This is a genomic window from Microvirga sp. TS319 (genome assembly GCF_041276405.1).
Lineage (GTDB): Bacteria > Pseudomonadota > Alphaproteobacteria > Rhizobiales > Beijerinckiaceae > Microvirga.
Map to the genome: position 1 here is coordinate 3514314 of NZ_JBGGGT010000002.1, position 18751 is coordinate 3533064.

General features: G+C 65.5%; 20 protein-coding genes and 1 other RNA gene. 11 read left to right on the forward strand and 10 right to left on the reverse strand.

The genetic code is table 11. The features are described from left to right. Nucleotides 1-172 precede the first annotated feature (172 nt). The 5 genes from AB8841_RS26030 to ssrS form a co-directional block, all read right to left on the reverse strand. Entirely contained in the window at nt 173-919 is a 747-nt protein-coding gene (locus AB8841_RS26030) for a YebC/PmpR family DNA-binding transcriptional regulator (protein WP_370438647.1), read from the reverse strand. Between the two features lie 132 nt (nt 920-1051). Continuing rightward, nucleotides 1052-1744, reverse strand: coding sequence for an exopolysaccharide biosynthesis protein (locus AB8841_RS26035; protein ID WP_370438648.1), 693 nt, complete (start codon nt 1742-1744; stop codon nt 1052-1054). A 165-nt stretch (nt 1745-1909) separates the two neighbouring features. Then, nucleotides 1910-2731: a TIGR00282 family metallophosphoesterase gene (locus AB8841_RS26040; protein WP_370438649.1), complete on the reverse strand. Its 822-nt coding sequence runs from the start codon at nt 2729-2731 to the stop codon at nt 1910-1912. Nucleotides 2732-2741: 10 nt separating this feature from the next. Beyond that, on the reverse strand, nt 2742-3326 hold the full coding sequence (locus AB8841_RS26045) for a 5-formyltetrahydrofolate cyclo-ligase (RefSeq protein ID WP_370438650.1): 585 nt from the start codon (nt 3324-3326) through the stop codon (nt 2742-2744). A gap of 4 nt (nt 3327-3330) precedes the next feature. After that, nucleotides 3331-3487: non-coding RNA, 6S RNA (gene ssrS / locus AB8841_RS26050), on the reverse strand. Between the two features lie 277 nt (nt 3488-3764). Here ssrS and AB8841_RS26055 point away from each other — a divergent pair. Next, nucleotides 3765-3974, forward strand: a complete 210-nt coding sequence (locus AB8841_RS26055; protein ID WP_370438651.1) for a hypothetical protein — start codon at nt 3765-3767, stop codon at nt 3972-3974. A 56-nt stretch (nt 3975-4030) separates the two neighbouring features. Here the strand turns inward: AB8841_RS26055 and AB8841_RS26060 are convergent, their stop codons facing one another. Together AB8841_RS26060 and AB8841_RS26065 are read right to left on the reverse strand one after the other, a co-directional pair. Beyond that, entirely contained in the window at nt 4031-4402 is a 372-nt protein-coding gene (locus tag AB8841_RS26060; protein ID WP_370438652.1) for a cell division protein ZapA, read from the reverse strand. 2 nt (nt 4403-4404) lie between these two features. Further along, on the reverse strand, nt 4405-4698 hold the full coding sequence (locus tag AB8841_RS26065; RefSeq protein WP_370438653.1) for a DUF4164 domain-containing protein: 294 nt from the start codon (nt 4696-4698) through the stop codon (nt 4405-4407). A gap of 308 nt (nt 4699-5006) precedes the next feature. Between AB8841_RS26065 and tkt the strand changes: the two genes are divergently transcribed. The 9 genes from tkt to AB8841_RS26110 all read left to right on the forward strand — a co-directional run bounded on the left by tkt (nt 5007) and on the right by AB8841_RS26110 (nt 15396). Then, entirely contained in the window at nt 5007-6941 is a 1935-nt protein-coding gene (gene tkt, locus AB8841_RS26070) for a transketolase (RefSeq protein WP_370439374.1), read from the forward strand. Between the two features lie 43 nt (nt 6942-6984). After that, nucleotides 6985-7992 carry a type I glyceraldehyde-3-phosphate dehydrogenase gene (gene gap / locus AB8841_RS26075; RefSeq protein ID WP_370438654.1) on the forward strand — a complete coding sequence of 336 codons (1008 nt, stop codon included), beginning with the start codon at nt 6985-6987 and terminating at the stop codon, nt 7990-7992. Between the two features lie 14 nt (nt 7993-8006). Then, nucleotides 8007-9197 (forward strand): phosphoglycerate kinase, encoded by a 1191-nt coding sequence (pgk, locus tag AB8841_RS26080; RefSeq protein ID WP_370438655.1) that lies wholly within the window; start codon nt 8007-8009, stop codon nt 9195-9197. A 118-nt stretch (nt 9198-9315) separates the two neighbouring features. Next, nucleotides 9316-10404, forward strand: a complete 1089-nt coding sequence (gene fba / locus AB8841_RS26085; RefSeq protein WP_370438656.1) for a class II fructose-bisphosphate aldolase — start codon at nt 9316-9318, stop codon at nt 10402-10404. 220 nt (nt 10405-10624) lie between these two features. Beyond that, nucleotides 10625-11275: a thiamine phosphate synthase gene (locus tag AB8841_RS26090; protein ID WP_370438657.1), complete on the forward strand. Its 651-nt coding sequence runs from the start codon at nt 10625-10627 to the stop codon at nt 11273-11275. Then, nucleotides 11272-12180, forward strand: a complete 909-nt coding sequence (locus tag AB8841_RS26095; protein ID WP_370438658.1) for a tetratricopeptide repeat protein — start codon at nt 11272-11274, stop codon at nt 12178-12180. Before AB8841_RS26090 ends, AB8841_RS26095 begins: the two co-directional genes overlap by 4 nt. A gap of 317 nt (nt 12181-12497) precedes the next feature. Next, nucleotides 12498-13292, forward strand: a complete 795-nt coding sequence (locus tag AB8841_RS26100) for an inositol monophosphatase family protein (RefSeq protein ID WP_370438659.1) — start codon at nt 12498-12500, stop codon at nt 13290-13292. A 116-nt stretch (nt 13293-13408) separates the two neighbouring features. Further along, entirely contained in the window at nt 13409-14368 is a 960-nt protein-coding gene (locus tag AB8841_RS26105; protein WP_370439375.1) for a MotA/TolQ/ExbB proton channel family protein, read from the forward strand. Next, nucleotides 14368-15396: a peptidoglycan -binding protein gene (locus AB8841_RS26110; protein ID WP_370438660.1), complete on the forward strand. Its 1029-nt coding sequence runs from the start codon at nt 14368-14370 to the stop codon at nt 15394-15396. The genes AB8841_RS26105 and AB8841_RS26110 overlap by 1 nt, the downstream gene beginning before the upstream one ends. A 3-nt stretch (nt 15397-15399) precedes the next feature. On the opposite strand, the gene AB8841_RS26115 is transcribed toward AB8841_RS26110, so the two are convergent. Both AB8841_RS26115 and AB8841_RS26120 read right to left on the reverse strand, forming a co-directional pair. After that, nucleotides 15400-15579 (reverse strand): DUF3606 domain-containing protein, encoded by a 180-nt coding sequence (locus tag AB8841_RS26115; RefSeq protein ID WP_370438661.1) that lies wholly within the window; start codon nt 15577-15579, stop codon nt 15400-15402. Nucleotides 15580-15809: 230 nt separating this feature from the next. After that, on the reverse strand, nt 15810-17609 hold the full coding sequence (locus AB8841_RS26120) for an ABC transporter transmembrane domain-containing protein (protein WP_370438662.1): 1800 nt from the start codon (nt 17607-17609) through the stop codon (nt 15810-15812). Between the two features lie 163 nt (nt 17610-17772). On the opposite strand from AB8841_RS26120, the gene rpmE reads away from it, so the two are divergent. Then, complete coding sequence (rpmE, locus tag AB8841_RS26125) at nt 17773-18012, forward strand: 50S ribosomal protein L31 (RefSeq protein WP_370438663.1); 240 nt, start codon at nt 17773-17775, stop codon at nt 18010-18012. Between the two features lie 65 nt (nt 18013-18077). On the opposite strand, the gene AB8841_RS26130 is transcribed toward rpmE, so the two are convergent. Then, nucleotides 18078-18611 (reverse strand): DUF1465 family protein, encoded by a 534-nt coding sequence (locus AB8841_RS26130; protein WP_370438664.1) that lies wholly within the window; start codon nt 18609-18611, stop codon nt 18078-18080. Between the last annotated feature and the right edge of the window lie 140 nt (nt 18612-18751).

Below are 18751 nucleotides of genomic sequence, written 5' to 3' on the forward strand. Positions count from 1 at the left end.
AAAAGTGGCCCCGGTTTTTCGCACGATGCGCCCTTTCCAAGAAGGGTGCATCGAACGGTTAGAAGACGTGGATACCCGGGACAAGCCCGGGCATGACGTGATCGGCAGTTTGCGCATCGTGGGAGCATCGGATTCAACCCCAAAAGTGGTTTCCACCTTTGGGTCCGTTGCTCTAGCCAGCCATCTTCTGCATGAGCGCGTCGGACAGTTCGAAATTGCCGTAGACGTTCTGAACGTCGTCGTGCTCTTCGAGCGATTCCATGAGCTTCATGAGCTTCTCGCCGGTCTCGTCGTCGACCGCGACGGGAGTCTGGGGCTTCCAGACCAGCTTGGAGGCCTTCGGCTCGCCGAACTTGTCCTCGAGCGTCTTGGTGACCTCGTTCAGCGATCCCTGGTCGCAATAGATCTCGTGACCGTCTTCCGTGGAGACCACGTCCTCCGCACCGGCCTCGATGGCAGCCTCCAGCATGGTGTCGGCATCGGCGACGGCGGCCGGGAACTCCACGAGGCCTACCCGGTCGAACATGAAGGAGACGGCACCCGTCTCGGCAAGGTTGCCGCCGCTCTTGGTGAAGTAGGAGCGGATGTCGGATGCCGTGCGGTTGCGGTTGTCGGTCATGGCCTCGACGATGATGGCGGCGCCGCCCGGGCCGTAGCCCTCGTAGCGGATCTCCTCGTAGTTCTCGCCATCGTTGCCCGCCGCCTTGTTGATGGCGCGCTGGATGTTGTCCTTGGGCATGTTCTCGGCGCGGGCGGCGATGATCGCGGCGCGCAGGCGCGGGTTCATGTTCGGGTCGGGCGTGCCCATCTTGGCCGCCACGGTGATTTCGCGGGCGAGCTTGGAGAAGAGCTTGGAGCGCATCGCATCCTGGCGCCCCTTGCGATGCATGATGTTCTTAAATTGCGAATGTCCGGCCATCGGGCCTCCGTGGTCACCGCCGACAGCGGCCCGGTGACAGGCGCTCGTCAGGCTCGTGAATGTTGACGATGAGAGGCTTATAAGGCGGCGGAGGGCCACAGGCCAAGCCCCCCGGGCGGATTGGTGAAAAAACTAGAACCCGAGCCAGGACGGCAGGTTGTGAATCGTGGCCAGGATCAGGTGGTAGGAGGCCCCCAGCACCGTGGCCGTGTAGGCCAGGCCCGCAAGGCCGATGAGATAGCCGACGATCAGCAGGTAGCCGTCCTCCTCCATCACCGCGATGGACGCGATGACGAGGGCGATGGAGGGCGGGAAGTTGGTTCCGGGAAAGGGAATGAGCACCGAGACGGCCACCAGGATGGCGAACAGCCCCACCACCCGGTCGCCGAGGGGGCCGAACAGGAAGGGCAGCCTCGGCCGGCAATAGCTCTCCAGCTTCCGGAGCCTGGGCTCGGTGATGTCGATCAGGCGCTTGAACTTGGCGACCGAGACCGTCCGCCGCAGGATGAAGCCCGGAAGCCAGGGCCGCTTGTGGCCCAGCATCATCTGAATGCCGAAGATCAGGACCGGCGTCCCCACGATACCCGCGACGCCGGGCACGTTCGGCACGCAATTGGGCAGGGAGAACAGGATCAGCACGAACCCGAAGGCACGCTCGCCGAAGGCCCCGATGATGTCGCCGATGGAGATCGCCTCCCCCTCGGCATTGTCGATCACGGCCCGCAGCACGGCCGAGGCGCTACGATGCTCGTAGGCCTGATGCAGGTCGTCCGTTCCGTGACAGGAATGTTTTCTGGTATCGGCCGGCTCTGTCTTGGCGTCCAAAGTGTCCTCCGTGGCGCAAAGATGGGGGTGGACCAGGACGAGGTAAAGGCACGAAGCAGCCTCTCGCCCTTCCGGTGGGCCTCTGCCCCATCGTCACCGCGCAGCGGAGCCCGGGCCGACGCGCGGATCGCCATACGGAGGATGGCTATGACGGAAAGGAGAGCCTTATTCCCAGAACCGAGGCCGGGCTTCCTCCAGGTTCGGCCCGATCCGTACGGCCGCCACGCGGATCGCGAGGCCGGTCCGGTCGTCCGTCTCGACCGCGATCCCCGAGAGCGTGCCCTCGCCCGCCGCCGGTTCGAGACGGGTGCCGGGGGTCTTCTGGAGGAAGCGCCGAATCGGCTCCTCCTTCTGCATCCCGAGCACGGAATCGTAATCGCCGCACATGCCCGCATCGGTCATATAGGCGGTGCCGCCGGGCAGAACCCGGTGATCGGCGGTGGGCACATGGGTATGGGTGCCGACGACGAGGGTCGCCCGCCCGTCGAGGTAATGGCCCATGGCCTCCTTCTCGCTGGAGGCCTCCGCATGGACGTCCACGATGACGGCGTCCGCGACCTGCCCCAGGGGGCAATCCTCGAGCGCCTGGTCGACGGCCGCGAAGGGATCGTCGAGGGCGTCCATGTAGATGCGCCCCATCACGTTCACCACCAGAACCCGATGGCCTGAACGGGTGTCGATGAGGTTTGCGCCGCGCCCCGGCGTGCCGGGCGGATAGTTCGCCGGCCGAAGGAGCCTGGGCTGGCGCTCGATGAAGACGAGCGTTTCCCGCTGGTCCCAGGTATGATTGCCGAGAGTGACGGCATCGGCGCCCGCGCTCAGGATCTCGTCGCAGATCGCCTCGGTGATGCCGAAGCCTCCGGCGGAATTCTCGCCGTTGATCACCACGCAGTCGAGGTTCCACTGCTCGCGAAGGCCCGGAAGCCGGTCGATCACGGCATTGCGACCGGCGCGCCCGACGATGTCGCCGAGGAAGAGAAGACGCATGGCTTTCCTTTTATAGAGGCTTGGTCCGAATGAGCTCGGTTTCCGTAATCACAACGTCGAGCAGGCGGTCGTGCTCCTCGACGGGGACCTGCTCGATCTCCTGAACCGCATAAGCCAAGCCGATGGTCAAGACCGGATGTTGCGCTTCGAGCGCCGCGATGGCCCGGTCGAAATGCCCCTTGCCGTAGCCGATACGCCCTCCCCCGCGGTCGAAGGCGACGAGGGGCACGATGAGGGCTTTGGGAAAGACCTCGGGCGCATCGGGGCCGGGTTCGCGCACGCCGAAGCCACCCTTGATCAGCACGTCGCCGGGCCGCCAGAGGCGCCAGCTCAGGTGGGGATGAAGGATCTGCGAGAGGGCCACATCCTGTCCACGCTCCACGAGCGCCTCCATGAGGGGACGGGGATCGACCTCGCTGCGGATGGGCCAGTAGCCACCCACCGGATTGACGTCATGAAGGTCGGAGAAGTCCTGAGCCCGCTCGGCGATCGCCTGGGTCGCTTCCTCGCGGAAGGTGCTGTCGAGCCCGTCGCGCCGGGCCAGCGCCTCGCGGCGAAGCTGTTCTTTCCAGGCGGGAGGGGTAAGAGAATGCATGAAGTGCGGAGCCACAAAAACCGTCGGAGAAGCGATCCCGGGAACCTACAAAGTAGGTGGGCGCCGTATGTCCCGGTCCACGGACCGGGTCAGGGACAGCTCCCTTCAGGATCGATAAGGCCCCGGGGAATATGAACTCCTAACGCGCCCCGCAGCCCCGCCTTTCCTATGTAGGGAGGAAGCAGGCCGGTTGGAAGGGGAAAAGTGAACGGATGGGCATCTTCTTCGGACATCCGTGAAGATGCGGCTCCTTCCTACCTCCAACGAGGTACGTAGCCGATGCCGTGGTTCTACGGATAGGATCGCGCTCCGCGAGCGAGCAGTTTCTCTCGCGGAATCCGCGCCGGGAACAATGGAGGAAACATGCCCTTTTCCAAGCACGACCTTGGGTGCCCGCCGCACAAAAACACCCGGCTTCGTTCCCCCGGCAGCGCTGCCATGATGCGGGAAGTGCTGCATCGGCTCGGCAATCTCGACCTGGAGTGCGAAATCCGCCTGGACGAGGTCGAATGGAGCAGCGCCGATCAGGGCATGAAGGCCCATATCAAGGACAAGATCAGAGCCGCGCACCGGGAGCGGAGAGAGCCCTATGTGGAACTCCTGGCGACACTCCGTCAGCGCCAAGTCCGCTTATCGCTCAACAACTAACCTTAAGCCACGTCGTCATGCCCGGCCTTGTGCCGCAACGAGGGCGGAGCAGCCCCTTAAGTGCCCTGCCCCTGCCCTGCGGCGTTGAGGCTGCGCACCAGAAATTCGATCCGCTCGGCGGTCTTGTGGACCCCTTCCGCCAGCCGTGCCTCGATCATCCGGGCGCGCTCGTCCCCGGATGAGGATCTCAGACGGCCGAGTTCCGCCTCGACCGCCGCCAGCCGCCTCCTGGTCTCATGCAGCTCGTCCGCCTGGGTCATGGCCGCCATGACATGCAGGCGCATGTCGCCGATCTCGCCGAAAGCGGCGCGCATCTCCTCGATCTTGGAATCGTAGGACGCGGCCAGCCGCTCCAGATGTGCCTCCTCACCCGCCGCGCAGGTGATCCGGTAGCTCTGACCGGCGATGGTGACCGTGACCTGAGCCATGCCTACCCCTCTTCAGGCTCGAGCTGGCCCGCCTGGGCGAGCACGGTCTGGACCGCGAGAATCGCCAGTTGGACCCTCCGGCTCACATCATCCGTCGCAGCCTCGAAACGGTGAAGGCGGGTGAGCGCTCCATCGAGCTCCTCCGCGAGGCGGGAACGGTCGTCCTCCATGAGCTGCAGCTCGGTTTCCAGGCCTCCCCGACGCTTTTCGGCATCGAGACGGCGGGCGACGGAAGCTTCGAGAAGCCCAAGGGCCGCATCGAGCCGTTTCATCGCGTCGTCGAGGGGGGACGTCATTCTACCTCCGGGAATCGCAACGACACTAGCGCATCGTGCGGAAAAGTGGACCCGGTTTTCACGAACGCAGCCCTTCGAGACCACTCAAACGATGCGCTCCCCAAGAGGAAGGAGCCACGATCCTTCGGAGAATTGCAGCCCGTGATCTCTTTGACTCGGAACCCCCGCGTGTTAAGGAGCCCACGCCTTTTCCAGACAGACCCGCCCCTTTGCAGGGCTCAAGATTTGTGGATCACGCCGTGCTGAACACCGTCCCCGCCGATCGCGTCGCCCATTCCGATCTGGCGAACGCCGTGCGCGTCCTCGCCATGGATGCCGTCGAACAAGCCAAATCCGGTCACCCCGGCCTGCCCATGGGCGCCGCCGACATCGCCACGGTGCTGTTCACCAAGTTCCTGAAATACGATGCCGCAGACCCGACCTGGCCCGACCGCGACCGGTTCATTCTTTCGGCAGGCCACGGCTCGATGCTGCTCTACGCCCTGCTCCACCTGACCGGGGTGGAGGGCATGACCATCGAGGAACTGAAGAAATTCCGCAAGCTCGACTCGAAGACCCCGGGCCATCCGGAGAACTTCATGACCCCGGGCGTCGAGACCACCACAGGCCCCCTCGGCCAGGGCATCGCCACGGCGGTGGGCTTCGCGCTCGCCGAGCGCATGCTGAACGCGGAATACGGCAGCGACCTCGTCGATCACTACACCTACGTGCTCGCCTCCGACGGCGACCTGATGGAAGGCATCAGCCACGAGGCCATCGCGCTTGCCGGCCATCTGAAGCTCAACCGCATGATCGTCCTGTGGGACGACAACGGCATCTCCATCGACGGGCCCCTGTCGATCTCCGACTCGGTCGATCAGGTGAAGCGCTTCCAGGCCTGCGGCTGGAACGCGGTGCGCATCGACGGCCACGACCCGAAGGCGATCCAGCGCGCCATTGCCCGGGCCCAGAAGTCGGACAAGCCGACGCTCATCGCCTGCAAGACCACCATCGGCTTCGGCGCGCCGAAGAAGGCCGGCACCTCCAAGGCCCATGGCGAGCCGCTGGGCGCAGAGGAGCTCGCCGGTGCCAAGGCGGCGCTCGGCTGGAGCCACGCGCCCTTCGAGATTCCGGACAACATCCGCGACGCGTGGGCCAAGGCCGGCAAGAAGGGCCGCCGCCTGCGCAAGGCCTGGGCCGACCGGGTGAAGGCCCTTCCGCAAGACAAGCGCGGCGAGTTCGAGCGCCGGCTCAAGGGCGAGCGTCCGCAAGGACTGGCCGATGCGATCGCCAAGCTGAAGGACCGTCTGGCGGCTGAGCCCCAGAATGTCGCGACCCGCAAGGCGAGCGAGATCGCGCTCGAGGTTCTCACCGAGGCCGTGCCCGAGCTGGTGCTGGGCTCGGCGGACCTGACGCCCTCCAACAACACCAAGACCAAGAACCTCACCGCCATCTCGCCCGGCCACTACGCGGGCCGCTACATCCATTACGGCATCCGCGAGCATGGCATGGCGGCCGCTATGAACGGCATCGCCCTCCATGGCGGCTACGTGCCGGCGGGCGCGACCTTCCTGGTCTTCACCGATTATGCCCGTCCCGCCATGCGCATCGCCTCGCTCGCCGGGATTCCGGCGATCTATGTGATGACCCACGACTCGATCGGCCTGGGCGAGGACGGCCCGACGCACCAGCCCGTGGAGCATCTCGCCGCCCTGCGCTCGATGCCGAAGATGCGCGTGTTCCGCCCGGCGGACGCCATCGAGACGGCGGAAGCCTGGCAGATGGCGCTCGAGCGCACCGACGGCCCGACAACCCTGGCGCTGACCCGTCAGAACCTGCCGCAGGCGCGCAAGGAAGGCGGGGCCAAGAACCTGTCCGCCACCGGCGCCTATGAGCTCTCGCCCGCCAGCGGCAAAGCCCGCGCCACGATCTTCGCCTCCGGTTCCGAGGTCGAGATCGCCCTTGCGGCTCAGAAGATCCTGGAAGAGCAGAGCTTCGCGGTCCGCGTGGTGTCGGTTCCGTCGCTCGACCTGTTCCTGGCCCAGCCCGAGAAGGTGCGCCACGAGATCATCGGCGACGCGCCGATCAAGGTCGCGGTCGAGGCGGCGGTCCGCTTCGGCTGGGATTCGGTGATCGGTCCCGACGGAATTTTCGTCGGCATGCATGGGTTTGGCGCGAGCGCGCCCTACAAGGACCTGTACAAGCACTTCGGCATCACTGCCGAGGCCGTAGCGGAAAAAGTTCTCAGAACCCATAATCTCTGAGACAGCGAGAGGCCAGGCGCCTCATCACAAGGGAGCTAAGACTATGACGGTGAAGGTCGCGATCAACGGTTTCGGTCGCATCGGACGCAACATCCTCCGCGGCATCGTGGAGAGCGGCCGTAAGGATATCGAGGTTGTCGCCATCAACGATCTCGGTCCGGTCGAAACGAATGCCCACCTGCTGCGCTTCGATTCCGTCCATGGCCGCTTCCCGGCGGACGTGCAGGTCGAAGGCGAGTTCCTCATCGTCAACGGCCAGCGCATCCGCGTGACCGCGATCAAGGATCCGGCGACCCTGCCGCACAAGGACCTCGGCGTCGACATCGCGATGGAATGCACCGGCATCTTCACCACGAAGGAAAAGGCCTCCGCCCACCTCGCCGCCGGCGCCAAGCGCGTGATCGTCTCGGCTCCCGCCGACGGCGCGGACCTCACCGTCGTCTACGGCGTGAACCACGACAAGCTGACGAAGGACGATATCGTCATCTCGAACGCCTCCTGCACCACGAACTGCCTCGCTCCGGTGGCGAAGGTGCTTCATGACACGGTGGGCATCGAGAAGGGCTTCATGACGACGATCCACTCGTACACCAACGATCAGCCGACGCTGGATCAGATGCACAAGGACCTCTACCGCGCCCGCGCGGCGGCCCTGAACATGATCCCGACCTCCACGGGCGCCGCAAAGGCCGTGGGTCTCGTGCTGCCGGAACTCAACGGCAAGCTCGACGGCTCCTCGATCCGCGTGCCGACCCCGAACGTCTCCGTGGTCGACTTCAAGTTCGTCGCCAAGAAGGCGACCTCGAAGGAAGAGATCAACGCGGCGATCAAGGCTGCGGCCGACGGCCCGCTGAAGGGCATCCTCGGCTACACCAACCAGCCGAACGTCTCGTCGGACTTCAACCACGATCCGCACTCCTCCGTGTTCCACATGGACCAGACCAAGGTCATGGAGGGCAACTTCGTGCGCGTCCTGTCCTGGTACGACAACGAGTGGGGCTTCTCGAACCGCATGGCGGATACCGCCGTCGCCCTGGCGAAGCTCATCTGAAGGAGGCCGCGTAGATGACCGCCTTCCGCACGCTCGACCAAGCCGACGTCAAGGGAAAACGCGTTCTCGTCCGTGTGGACCTCAACGTCCCCATGGAGAACGGCCGGGTGACGGACGCGACGCGCATCGAGCGCGTGCTCCCCACCATCCGGGAAATCGCCGATAAGGGGGGCAAGGTGATCCTGCTCGCCCATTTCGGGCGCCCGAAGGGGCGCGATCCGAAGGAATCCCTGAAGCCGGTCGCGGAAGCGGTCTCGCAGCATCTTGGAAAGACAGTGGCCTTCGCCGATGACTGCATCGGCGAAGCAGCCTCCGGCGCCGTCTCGTCCCTGAAGGACGGAGAGGTGCTCCTTCTCGAAAACACCCGTTTCCATGCGGGCGAAGAGAAGAACGATCCCGACTTCGTCAAGGAATTGGCAAAGCTCGGCGATCTCTACGTGAACGACGCCTTCTCGGCGGCCCATCGCGCGCACGCCTCCACCGAGGGCCTTGCCCGCGTGCTTCCGGCTTACGCCGGCCGTACCATGCAGGCGGAACTCGATGCGCTCACCAAGGGGCTGGAGGCGCCGAAGCGCCCGGTAGTGGCCATCGTCGGTGGCGCGAAGGTGTCGTCCAAGATCGACCTGCTCGAAAACCTCGTCGCGAAAGTCGATGCCCTCGTCATCGGCGGCGGCATGGCCAACACCTTCGTGCACGCGACGGGCCTGAACGTGGGCAAGTCGCTGGCCGAGAAGGACCTCGCCGCGACGGCCTTGCGCATCATTGAGAAGGCGCGCGCCTCCAACTGCGCCATCATCCTCCCCGTGGACGGCGTCTGCGCCTACGAGTTCAAGGCGGGCGCCCACAACCAGACCTATGGGATCGACGCGATTCCCGAGGACCAGATGATCCTCGACGTGGGCTCGCAATCGGTCGAGCGCATATGCTCCGCCATCAACGACGCCGCGACGCTCGTGTGGAACGGGCCGCTCGGCGCGTTCGAGATCCCGCCCTTCGATCAGGGCACGGTCGCGGCCGCCCGTCACGCGGCGCAGCGCACGAAGGAAGGCAAGCTCGTCTCCGTCGCCGGCGGCGGCGATACGGTCGCCGCCCTCAACCACGCTGGCGTTGCGGAAAGCTTCTCCTATGTATCCACGGCGGGCGGCGCCTTCCTCGAATGGCTCGAGGGCAAGGCGCTCCCCGGCGTGGAAGCCCTGCGCGCTTGAACATCCCGCTCCGGCGAAGGGGATCACCTCTTCGCCGGGAGAAAAGTCGGACGGGATGGCTTAAGCTCAGGTTCAGCTTCCGCTTTCTAAGAAGCCAAGATCAATCGGAGAGGACGAAATGGCCCGCATCACCATGAGGCAGCTTCTGGATCACGCAGCCGAGCAAGGCTATGGCGTGCCTGCCTTCAACATCAACAACATGGAGCAGGCGCTGGCCATCATGGCGGCGGCCAACGAGGTCGACGCGCCGGTGATCATCCAGGCGAGCCGCGGCGCGCGGTCCTACGCCAACGACGTGATGCTCAAGCACATGATGGACGCGGTCACCGAGATCTATCCGCACATCCCGGTCTGCGTGCATCTCGACCATGGCAACGAGCCCGCCACCTGCATGACCGCCATTCAGGCCGGCTTCACCTCGGTGATGATGGACGGCTCCCTCAAGGCGGACGGCAAGACCCCGGGCGACTGGGACTACAATGTCGGCGTCACCAGGAAGGTGGTCGAGATGGCTCATCTCGGCGGCATCTCGGTGGAAGGCGAGCTCGGCGTGCTGGGTTCGCTCGAAAGCGGCATGGGTGAGGCCGAAGACGGTCACGGCGCCGAGGGCAAGCTCTCGCACGACCAGCTGCTGACGAACCCCGACGAGGCCGTGAAGTTCGTGGCCGAGACCAAGGTCGACGCGCTCGCCATCGCCATGGGCACCTCGCACGGCGCCTACAAATTCACCCGCAAGCCCGACGGCGCGATCCTCGCCATGCACGTGATCGAGGAGATCCACAAGAAGCTCCCGAACACGCATCTCGTGATGCACGGCTCGTCCTCCGTGCCGCAGGAGCTGCAGGACATCATCAACCAGTACGGCGGTCAGATGAAGCCGACCTGGGGCGTTCCGGTGGAAGAGATCCAGCGCGGCATCAAGCACGGCGTGCGCAAGATCAACATCGACACCGACAACCGCATGGCGATGACCGGACAGATCCGCAAGGTTCTCCAGGAGAATCCCGGCGAGTTCGATCCGCGCAAGTATCTGAAGCCCGCCATGGAAGCGATGACCAAGCTCTGCAAGCAGCGCCTGCAGGAGTTCAACACCGCCGGCCAGGCTTCGAAGATCAAGCGCGTGTTCACCCTAGCCGAAATGGCCAAGCGCTACGCTTCGGGCGAGCTCGACCCGACCTTCGCCTCAAGCCGTCAGGCGGCCGAATAACCGATCAGGTTTTCGCCTTAATCTTCGTCGACAAGCGGGGCCTCGCAAGATGGCCCCGTTTTCGTTATGGGTGCTAGAGCATCGGACCCAAAAGTGGATTTGCACTTTTGGGATTGCATCCGATGCTCCCTCCTTGGCAAGAGCGCATCGTTCCTGCGAAAAACCGGGTCCACTTTTTCGCACGATGCGCTAGTCTCACTTTTTCCGAGTGCCGCGATCAATGTCCGAGTCTGCCCGCCTTTATCTCGTTACCCCCGTTCTGGAGGACGCCTCCTTCGCTCCCATGCTGGCCGAAGCCTGCAAGGGCGGAGCCGTGGCGGCCGTGCTGCTGCGCCTCGCGGCAGCCGATGAGCGCAGCCTCATCAACCTGGTGAAAACCATCGCCCCCTCGGCCCAGGAACATGGCGCTGCCCTCATCGTGACCGCCGAGGGCGAGGCAGACCTGGCGAACGTCGCCGTGCGCGGCGGTGCCGACGGAGCCCATATACCGGGCGCGACCCCCGCGCAGATCCGCGAATTGCGCGAGCGTCTCAAAGGCGATCGCGCCATCGGCGCAGGCGGCATCCGCGCGAAGGACGACGCCATGAACCTGGGTGAAGCCGGGGTTGATTACCTGCTCTTTGGAGAGCCCCGCCGCGACGGCTCCCTGCCCTCTCTGGACAGCGTCGTGGAGCGGGCCGCCTGGTGGGCCGAGATCTTCGAGACGCCATGCGTCGCCTTCGCGCCCAGCCTCGACGCGATCGAGCCTCTGGCGGCCACGCAGGCCGAATTCATCGCCCTGGGAGACGCGGTTTGGACCTACCCAGAGGGCCCGGCTGCGGCCGTCAAAGCCGCCTCCGACATCCTCGATCGCCTGGAGGCCTCTCATTGAGGCGGGTGGCACTCGGACCGGTGATCGGCGCCCTCCTGCTGGCGGCCTCCGTCGCGGGGGCCCATGCGGCCGTGCCCGACCTCGCCTATGGCGCCTATCAGCGCGGCCTCTACCAGACGGCCTTCCGCGAGGCGACCCTGCGGCTGGAGAAGAACAAGGGCGACGCCGCCGCCATGACCCTCCTGGGGGAGCTCTACAACCAGGGCCTCGGGATAAGGCTCGACCCGAAGAAGGCCGCCGAGTGGTATCTGCTGGCAGCCCAGCGGGGCGACGCCAACGCCATGTCCTCTCTTGGGCTGATGAGCCTTGAGGGGCGCGGCATCGAGAAGAACCCCGTCCAGGGCAAGGTCTGGCTCGAAAAGGCCGCCGCCAAGGGCAACGCCGCCGCGAGCTACAATCTCGGTCTCCTGCTTCTGACCAGCGGCTCCGACATGGACCTGGAGCAGGCGGTCGAGCTGCTGCGCAAGGCGGCCGATGCGGAGATTCCCGACGCGCAGCATGCGCTCGGCGTGCTCTATCTTCAGGGCCGGGGCGTGGCCAAGAACGCCACCGAGGCCGCCCGCCTGTTCGAGCGCGCCGCGCAGAACGGCAGCGCCGTGGGCGAGGTGGAATACGCGATCCTGCTCTTCAACGGCGAGGGCGTGCAAAAAAGCGAGTCGCAGGCCGCCCGCTATTTCCGCCGCGCCGCGGCCAAGGGCAGCGCGATCGCCCAGAACCGTCTGGCCCGTCTGCTGGTGGCGGGCCGGGGCGTTCCGGCCAACAAGGTCGACGCGGCGGCCTGGCACATTCTTGGCGCCGCTCAAGGCCTCAGCGACCAGTGGCTCGACAACGCCCTGAAGGATCTCACGGCCGAGGAGCGGACCCGCGCCGAAAAACTCGCCGCCGAGCGGCTCGGGATGCGTTAGAGCGTCGGACGTGAAAAGTGGATTCCACTTTTGGGATTGAATCCGATGCTTCCCTCTTCAATGAGCGCATCGTGCGGACTCGGCGGGCTGCGCTAGCGATCCCGGCTCCGCTGTACGGCCCCGGGGTGACGCGAGTGATGTCGGACGAGCGTGGCCACGATACGGGAGAGCCCCTGCTCCGGCAGGCCATGCGCTCAAAAACCGCAAAGGTACGGGATCAATTGAGCGGCCGCCCGGTTATCCCGGCTTGACGCCACCCCTCCCGTGGTTCATCGACCAATTTCCCTAATTTTGCTCTTTGCCAGGACCTGTCCACCATGATCCGCTCGCCCCTCATGACCGTCATGACCGATGCCGTGATGAAGGCATCCCGCTCCCTGAAGCGCGATTTCGGCGAGGTGGAGAACCTGCAGGTATCCCGCAAGGGTCCTGGCGATTTCGTGTCCGCCGCCGACCGCAAGGCCGAGAAGATCCTTCGCGAGGCCCTGGAAAAGGCCCGCCCCGGCTACGGCTTCATCATGGAGGAGCAGGGCGTCGTCGAAGGCACCGATTCCAGCCACCGCTGGCATATCGACCCGCTCGACGGCACCACGAACTTCCTCCACGGCCTGCCGCAATTCGCGATCTCGGTCGGCCTCGAGCGCGACGGCCAGATCGTCGCGGGCGTCATCTACGATCCGGCCAAGGACGAGCTGTTCATCGCCGAAAAGGGCAAGGGCGCCTATCTCAACAACCGCCGCATCCGCGTGGCGGCCCGCACCGAGGTGCCCGATGCGGTGGTGGCCTGCGGCCTGCCGCATATCGGCAAGGGTGATCACGGCCTTTTCCTGCGCGAATGCGCCTCGGTGATGGCTCAGGTGGGCGGCATGCGCCGATGGGGCGCAGCCGCCCTCGACCTCGCCTATGTGGCATGCGGTCGTTTCGACGCCTATTGGGAGCGCGGCCTGAACTCCTGGGACATGGCGGCCGGCATCCTCATGGTGCGCGAGGCCGGCGGCTTCATCTCCGATGCGGACGGCACTCCGAACCCCCTGGCCACCGGCTCCGTCGCCTGCGGCAACGAATACATGCACCGCGAACTGCTCGCGCTTTTGAAAAAAGCCAGGGGCTGATCCCGGACTCCGATATTTTCGTCCGTGTCCCCAGGGGAGGTTGCGCTCGCGCTTGATCCTTGCGTCCGGGGCGGTCACATTAGGACCGTCCCGAACCATATGAGCACAGGATAATGATGGCGGACCAACCCCTTACCCCACCGCGGATCTATCTCGTCCGCATGGCGGTCTTTCTGGTTCTGGCAGGGTTTATCGCCTTTATCCTGTACCGGCAGATCTGGTCGGCCTTCCAGGCCAATCCGGGGCTCAACGCCTTGATCCTGGGCGTGATGTTCATCGGGATCATTCTGGCGATCCGGCAGGTCTGGCGCCTGTTTCACGAGGTGCGCTGGGTCAACACCCTGCGTCAGACGGAGGAAGGGCTGGTCGCCGCTCATCCGCCCGTGCTGCTGGCGCCCATGGCCGCCTTCATCACTAACCGCTCCGGCAATTCGCTCTCCGTCGCGGCCATGCGCTCGCTGCTCGACTCCATCGGGGCACGCCTCGACGAAGGCCGCGAAATTCTTCGCTACATGGCGGGCCTGCTGGTCTTCCTGGGCCTTCTCGGCACCTTCTGGGGCCTGATCGACACCGTGGGCTCCGTCGGCAACATCATCAAATCCCTGCGGACCGGCCAGGACACCGCCGCGATCTTCGACGAGCTGAAGAACTCGCTCGCAGGTCCACTCCAGGGCATGGGCCTGTCCTTCTCGGCCTCGCTCTTCGGTCTCGCGGGTTCGCTCATCCTCGGCTTTCTCGACCTCCAGGCCGGCCAGGCGCAGAGCCGCTTCTACACCGAACTCGAGGACTGGCTCGCCACCACCACCTCCGATGCCCCGGTCGACAGCTCCTCGCGCTCCACGACCCCGCACGATCTGGCGGTGGCCCTCAACCGCCTCACGGCCGCCGTGAACGACGGTGCAGGCGGGCGCGCGGCGACCCAGGCCATGGCGAATCTCGCGGAGGGCGTTCAGGGCCTCGTTCAGCACATGCGTGCGGAGCAGCAGATGATCCGCGACTGGGTGGAGGCCCAGGCCACCCGCGAAAAGGAGCTGAAGCAGGTGCTCGACCGCATTTCCCGTGAAAGGCTGCCCTGATGCCGACCTCGGGCGCAGGAGGACGCCGTCGCGGGCGCGTCAGCCAGATCAATTACTGGCCAGGCTTCGTGGACGCCCTGTCCACCCTGCTGCTTTCCATCATCTTCCTGATCTCGGTCTTCACGGTGGGACAGTTCTTCCTGTCGACCGAGCTCTCGGGCCGCGACACGGTGCTCGACCGGCTCAACCGGCAGATCTCGGAGCTGACCGATCTTCTCTCCCTCGAACGCTCCGGCCGCCGCTCGGTCGAGGAAAGCCTCGCCACCCTGCAGACCACCCTCAAGGCCAACGAGGCCGAGAGGACCCGCCTGCAGGGGCTCCTGGATTCCGGCAGCACGGCGCAGAACCAAGCGGGCGAGCTGAATACGGCGTTGGAGGCCGAGAAGCAGGCGACGGGACGCGCCCTGAGCCAGGTGGAAATCCTCAACCAGCAGATCTCGGCCATGCGCCGCCAGCTCGCGGCCCTGGAAGAGGCCCTCGCGGCATCCGAGAACCGGGACAAGGAGAGTCAGGCCCGCATCGCCGATCTGGGCAGCAGGCTCAACGTGGCCCTGGCCCAGCGGGTGCAGGAGCTGGCCCGCTACCGCTCCGACTTCTTCGGACGCCTGCGGCAGATTCTCGGTAACCGGCCCGACGTGCGCATCGTGGGCGACCGTTTCGTCTTCCAGTCGGAGGTGCTCTTCCCCGCAGGCCAGGCGACCCTGCGCCCCGAGGCCTCGGGCGAGATCGACCGCATCGCCAGCGCCCTCATGGAGCTGGAGAAGCAGGTTCCGCCCGATATTCCGTGGGTGATCCGCGTCGACGGCCATACGGATGCGCGGCCCATCAACACGGCCCAGTTCCCGTCGAACTGGGCGCTCTCCTCCGCCCGCGCCATCGCCGTGGTCCAGGCTCTGGTCGCCCGGGGCGTCCAGCCGCAGCACCTCGTGGCGGCGGGTTTCGGCGAGTTCCAGCCCCTCGACAACGGCACGACGGAAGAAGCCTATGCCCGCAACCGCCGCATCGAGCTCAAGCTGACGGAGCGGTGAAAGTCAGGCATCCTTGCCGAGCGCGCGGGCGACATCCTTCACCTGCAGGCCGACACGCTTGACCGTGTCCACGATCTGCTGACGCGGAACGCCCCATTTGTCGGACCAGTACCGCATCTCCCAATCCTCATGGAGGTTGATGCGGATGGCATCCTGCGGATGCCGCTTGAACGTCGCCGCCATCCCCGATCTCCCCGAATGCCTGAAAGCCGGCCTTCTGCATCGGACGTGACATCGAACCCACATCCGATGCGGTAGGGCTATGGTCTCGAGTATCTTTGCACGCAAAACCGGTACCCACTTTTGCGTTCGATGCTGTTCTCGAGCATCTTTGCACACAAAACCGGTACCCACTTTTGCGTTCGATGCTCTAAACCAACCGCGACGGGACGAAACGGTTCGATGCGGCCCGTCTATTCGGCGGCCAGGCCCGGCTCGTGCAGCCCGCTGAACTGGAGGCGGGCGAGACGCGCATAGAGGCCGCCCTGCCCGAGCAGGGCCTCGTGCGTCCCCTCCTCCACGATCCGCCCCTTGTCCATGACGAGGATGCGGTCGGCCGAGCGCACCGTGGCGAGGCGGTGGGCGATGACGAGGGTCGTGCGACCTTCCATGAGCCGGTCGAGAGCCTCCTGCACCTTGCGCTCGCTTTCCGCATCCAGCGCCGACGTAGCCTCGTCGAGAAGCAGGATCGGCGCATCCTTGAGAATGGCCCGTGCGATGGCGAGGCGCTGGCGCTGGCCGCCGGAGAGCGTGACGCCGCGCTCTCCGATGAGGGTCTCGTAGCCCTGCGGCAGAGCCTGGATGAAGCCGTGAGCGGAGGCGAGTTCCGCCGCCCGGCGCACCTCCTCCTCGGAAGCCTCGGGACGGCCGTAGCGGATGTTGTCGAGAACGCTCGAAGCAAAGATCGTGGGTTCCTGCGGCACCAGGGCCGTGCGGGCGCGCAATGCGAAGGGATCGGCCTCGGTGACCGGCACCCCGTCGACCCGGATCGTGCCGCTCTGGGGATCGTAGAAACGCAGCAGCAACTGGAGAATGGTGCTCTTTCCGGCCCCGGAAGGGCCGACGATGGCGACTCTCTCGCCCGAGGCCACGGCGAAGCTCAGGCCGTGGAGAGCGCGCTGCTCCGCCCGGGTGGGATAGGCGAAATGCACATCGTCGAAGGCCACGGTGCCGGGCGAGGGCTCCGGCAGGGATTTGGGCTCGCGCGGCGCTTCGATAGCGGGCTTGGCCGCAAGGATCTCGCCCAGACGCTCCGCCGCACCGGCCGCCTGCGACAGTTCGCCGTAGACCTCTGAGAGCTGGCCGAGGGAACTCGCCGCAAACACCGCGTAGAGAACGAACTGGGAGAGCCGGCCGGCCGTCATCTCTCCCGCGAGCACGTCCTGGGCGCCGTACCAGAGCACGGCCACCACGCTCGCCGAGACCAGGAAGATGCCGGCTCCCGTGAGAAAGGCCCGCATGGTGGTGGACAGCCGAGCGGCGTCGAAGGCCTCCTCGGCCGCCAGGGCGAAACGGGAGGCGGTGAGGCTTTCCATGCCGAAGGCCTGCATGGTCCTGACCGCCCCAATGGCTTCCGCCGCATAGGCGGAGGCGTCGGCAAGCCTGTCCTGCGCGGCTCGCGAACGCCGCCGCACCGCCCGGCCGGAGAGGACCAGCGGCAGCACGATCACCGGAATGGCGAGCAGCACGAGAGCCGAAAGCTTCGGGCTCGTGACGATCATGAGCGCCACAGCCCCGAGAAACAGGAAAACGTTGCGGAGCGCGATCGAGATGCTCACGCCGAAGGCCGCCTTCACCTGGGTGGTGTCGGCGGTGAGCCGCGAAACGATCTCGCCGCTCTTGGTCTGGTCGAAGAAGGCAGGGTCGAGCGATGTCAGGTGCCGGAACACGGCGGAGCGCAGGTCGGCCACCACCCGCTCGCCCAGGGTGATGACGAGGTAGTAGCGAAGGGCGCTCGAGACCGCGAGCACCGCCACTACGACGATCAGCAACGCGAAATAGGCGTTGATGTAGGCGTGCCCCTCTTCGGAGAACCCGAAATCCACCACCCGGCGCACGGCGACCGGTACGACCAGAGTGGCGGCGGAGGCCATGATGAGGGCAGCGAGCGCGCCTGCGATCCGCCCCTTGTAAGCGAGGCCATACGGAACGAGCGGCTTCAGGGCGCCGAGCGCGGCATTGGAGCGGTATTGAGGATTTGGCAGATCGGCCATGGCAGCCTACGATTCGAGGAATTCGCGGTTGGAGCGGTTTAACACCTTTGCCCCGGCTTGTTTCAAGGTTCTAACTGAGGTATAGGCGCGCATTCATCAATTCAGGCTCGATCTTACGCTGCGGGCTGACCAGATGTGGCTGGCCGCAAGAAGGACAATGGCAATGGCGCGCAAAGAAACCGATCACCCCGACTACCACTTCATCAAGGTGGTCATGACCAACGGCACCGAGTACACCACCCGCTCGACCTACGGCAAAGAGGGCGACACCCTCAACCTCGACATCGACCCGAACACCCACCCGGCCTGGACCGGCGGCCAGCAGCAACTGCTCGACCGCGGCGGCCGCGTTTCGCGCTTCACCTCGAAGTTCGGCAACCTGGGCATCGGCGCCAAGAAGTAATCCGGCTTCGCCCGGATCTTCCACGACATATGAAAAGCCCCGCATTCGCGGGGTTTTTTCGTTTCCTACTCGACCGGACCGAAGGCCCGTTCCAGCAGGCCGATCTGAGCCGCCACCGGATTTTGCCCCTGCGGCTGAGGCGGGCCCTCCTCCAATTCGGTCAGCAGACGCTCCAGATGGAGGATGCGGGCATGAAGACGGGTCGCGAGCCCGATCAGCTCGCGCAGACGCTCAGGCAGGGTCTCGTATTCCACGAGGGTCGTGGTGGTCTCGGTTGAATTCAGACGGACGCGGGCCTTCTCGGCACGGGCCTGTTCCGGCGTGATCTCCCCCTCGGCCACGGCCCGCTGCAGCAGGAGCCAGGAGGCGATCTGCATGAGACGGGTGGTCAGGCGCATGCTCTCGCTGGCATAGGCCACGCCCGCCTCGCGCTGCAGAAGGCGCGATTCGTCGCGGCCCTCGCCATCAAGATAAGCAGCCGTTTCCTCGACCAGCTCCATGCCTTCCTGGAACAGGGCCGTGAAGGCCTCTGACCCCACGAAGCTCTCGCCGAAGCGGACAGGATCGACGTCAAGTTTGATCACGTCGGGTTCGCGCACCCACCGTCTCCCAAGGGATTTGCCCGGCGCCAAGGCCGGGAAATGTTCGATATCGGAAGGGAATATAGAACGGCCTTGTCCCAGATGCGCCGGTAACTTCTTCTTAAGGTTAAGGGCAAGAAGTCGGGCAAAAATCGAGC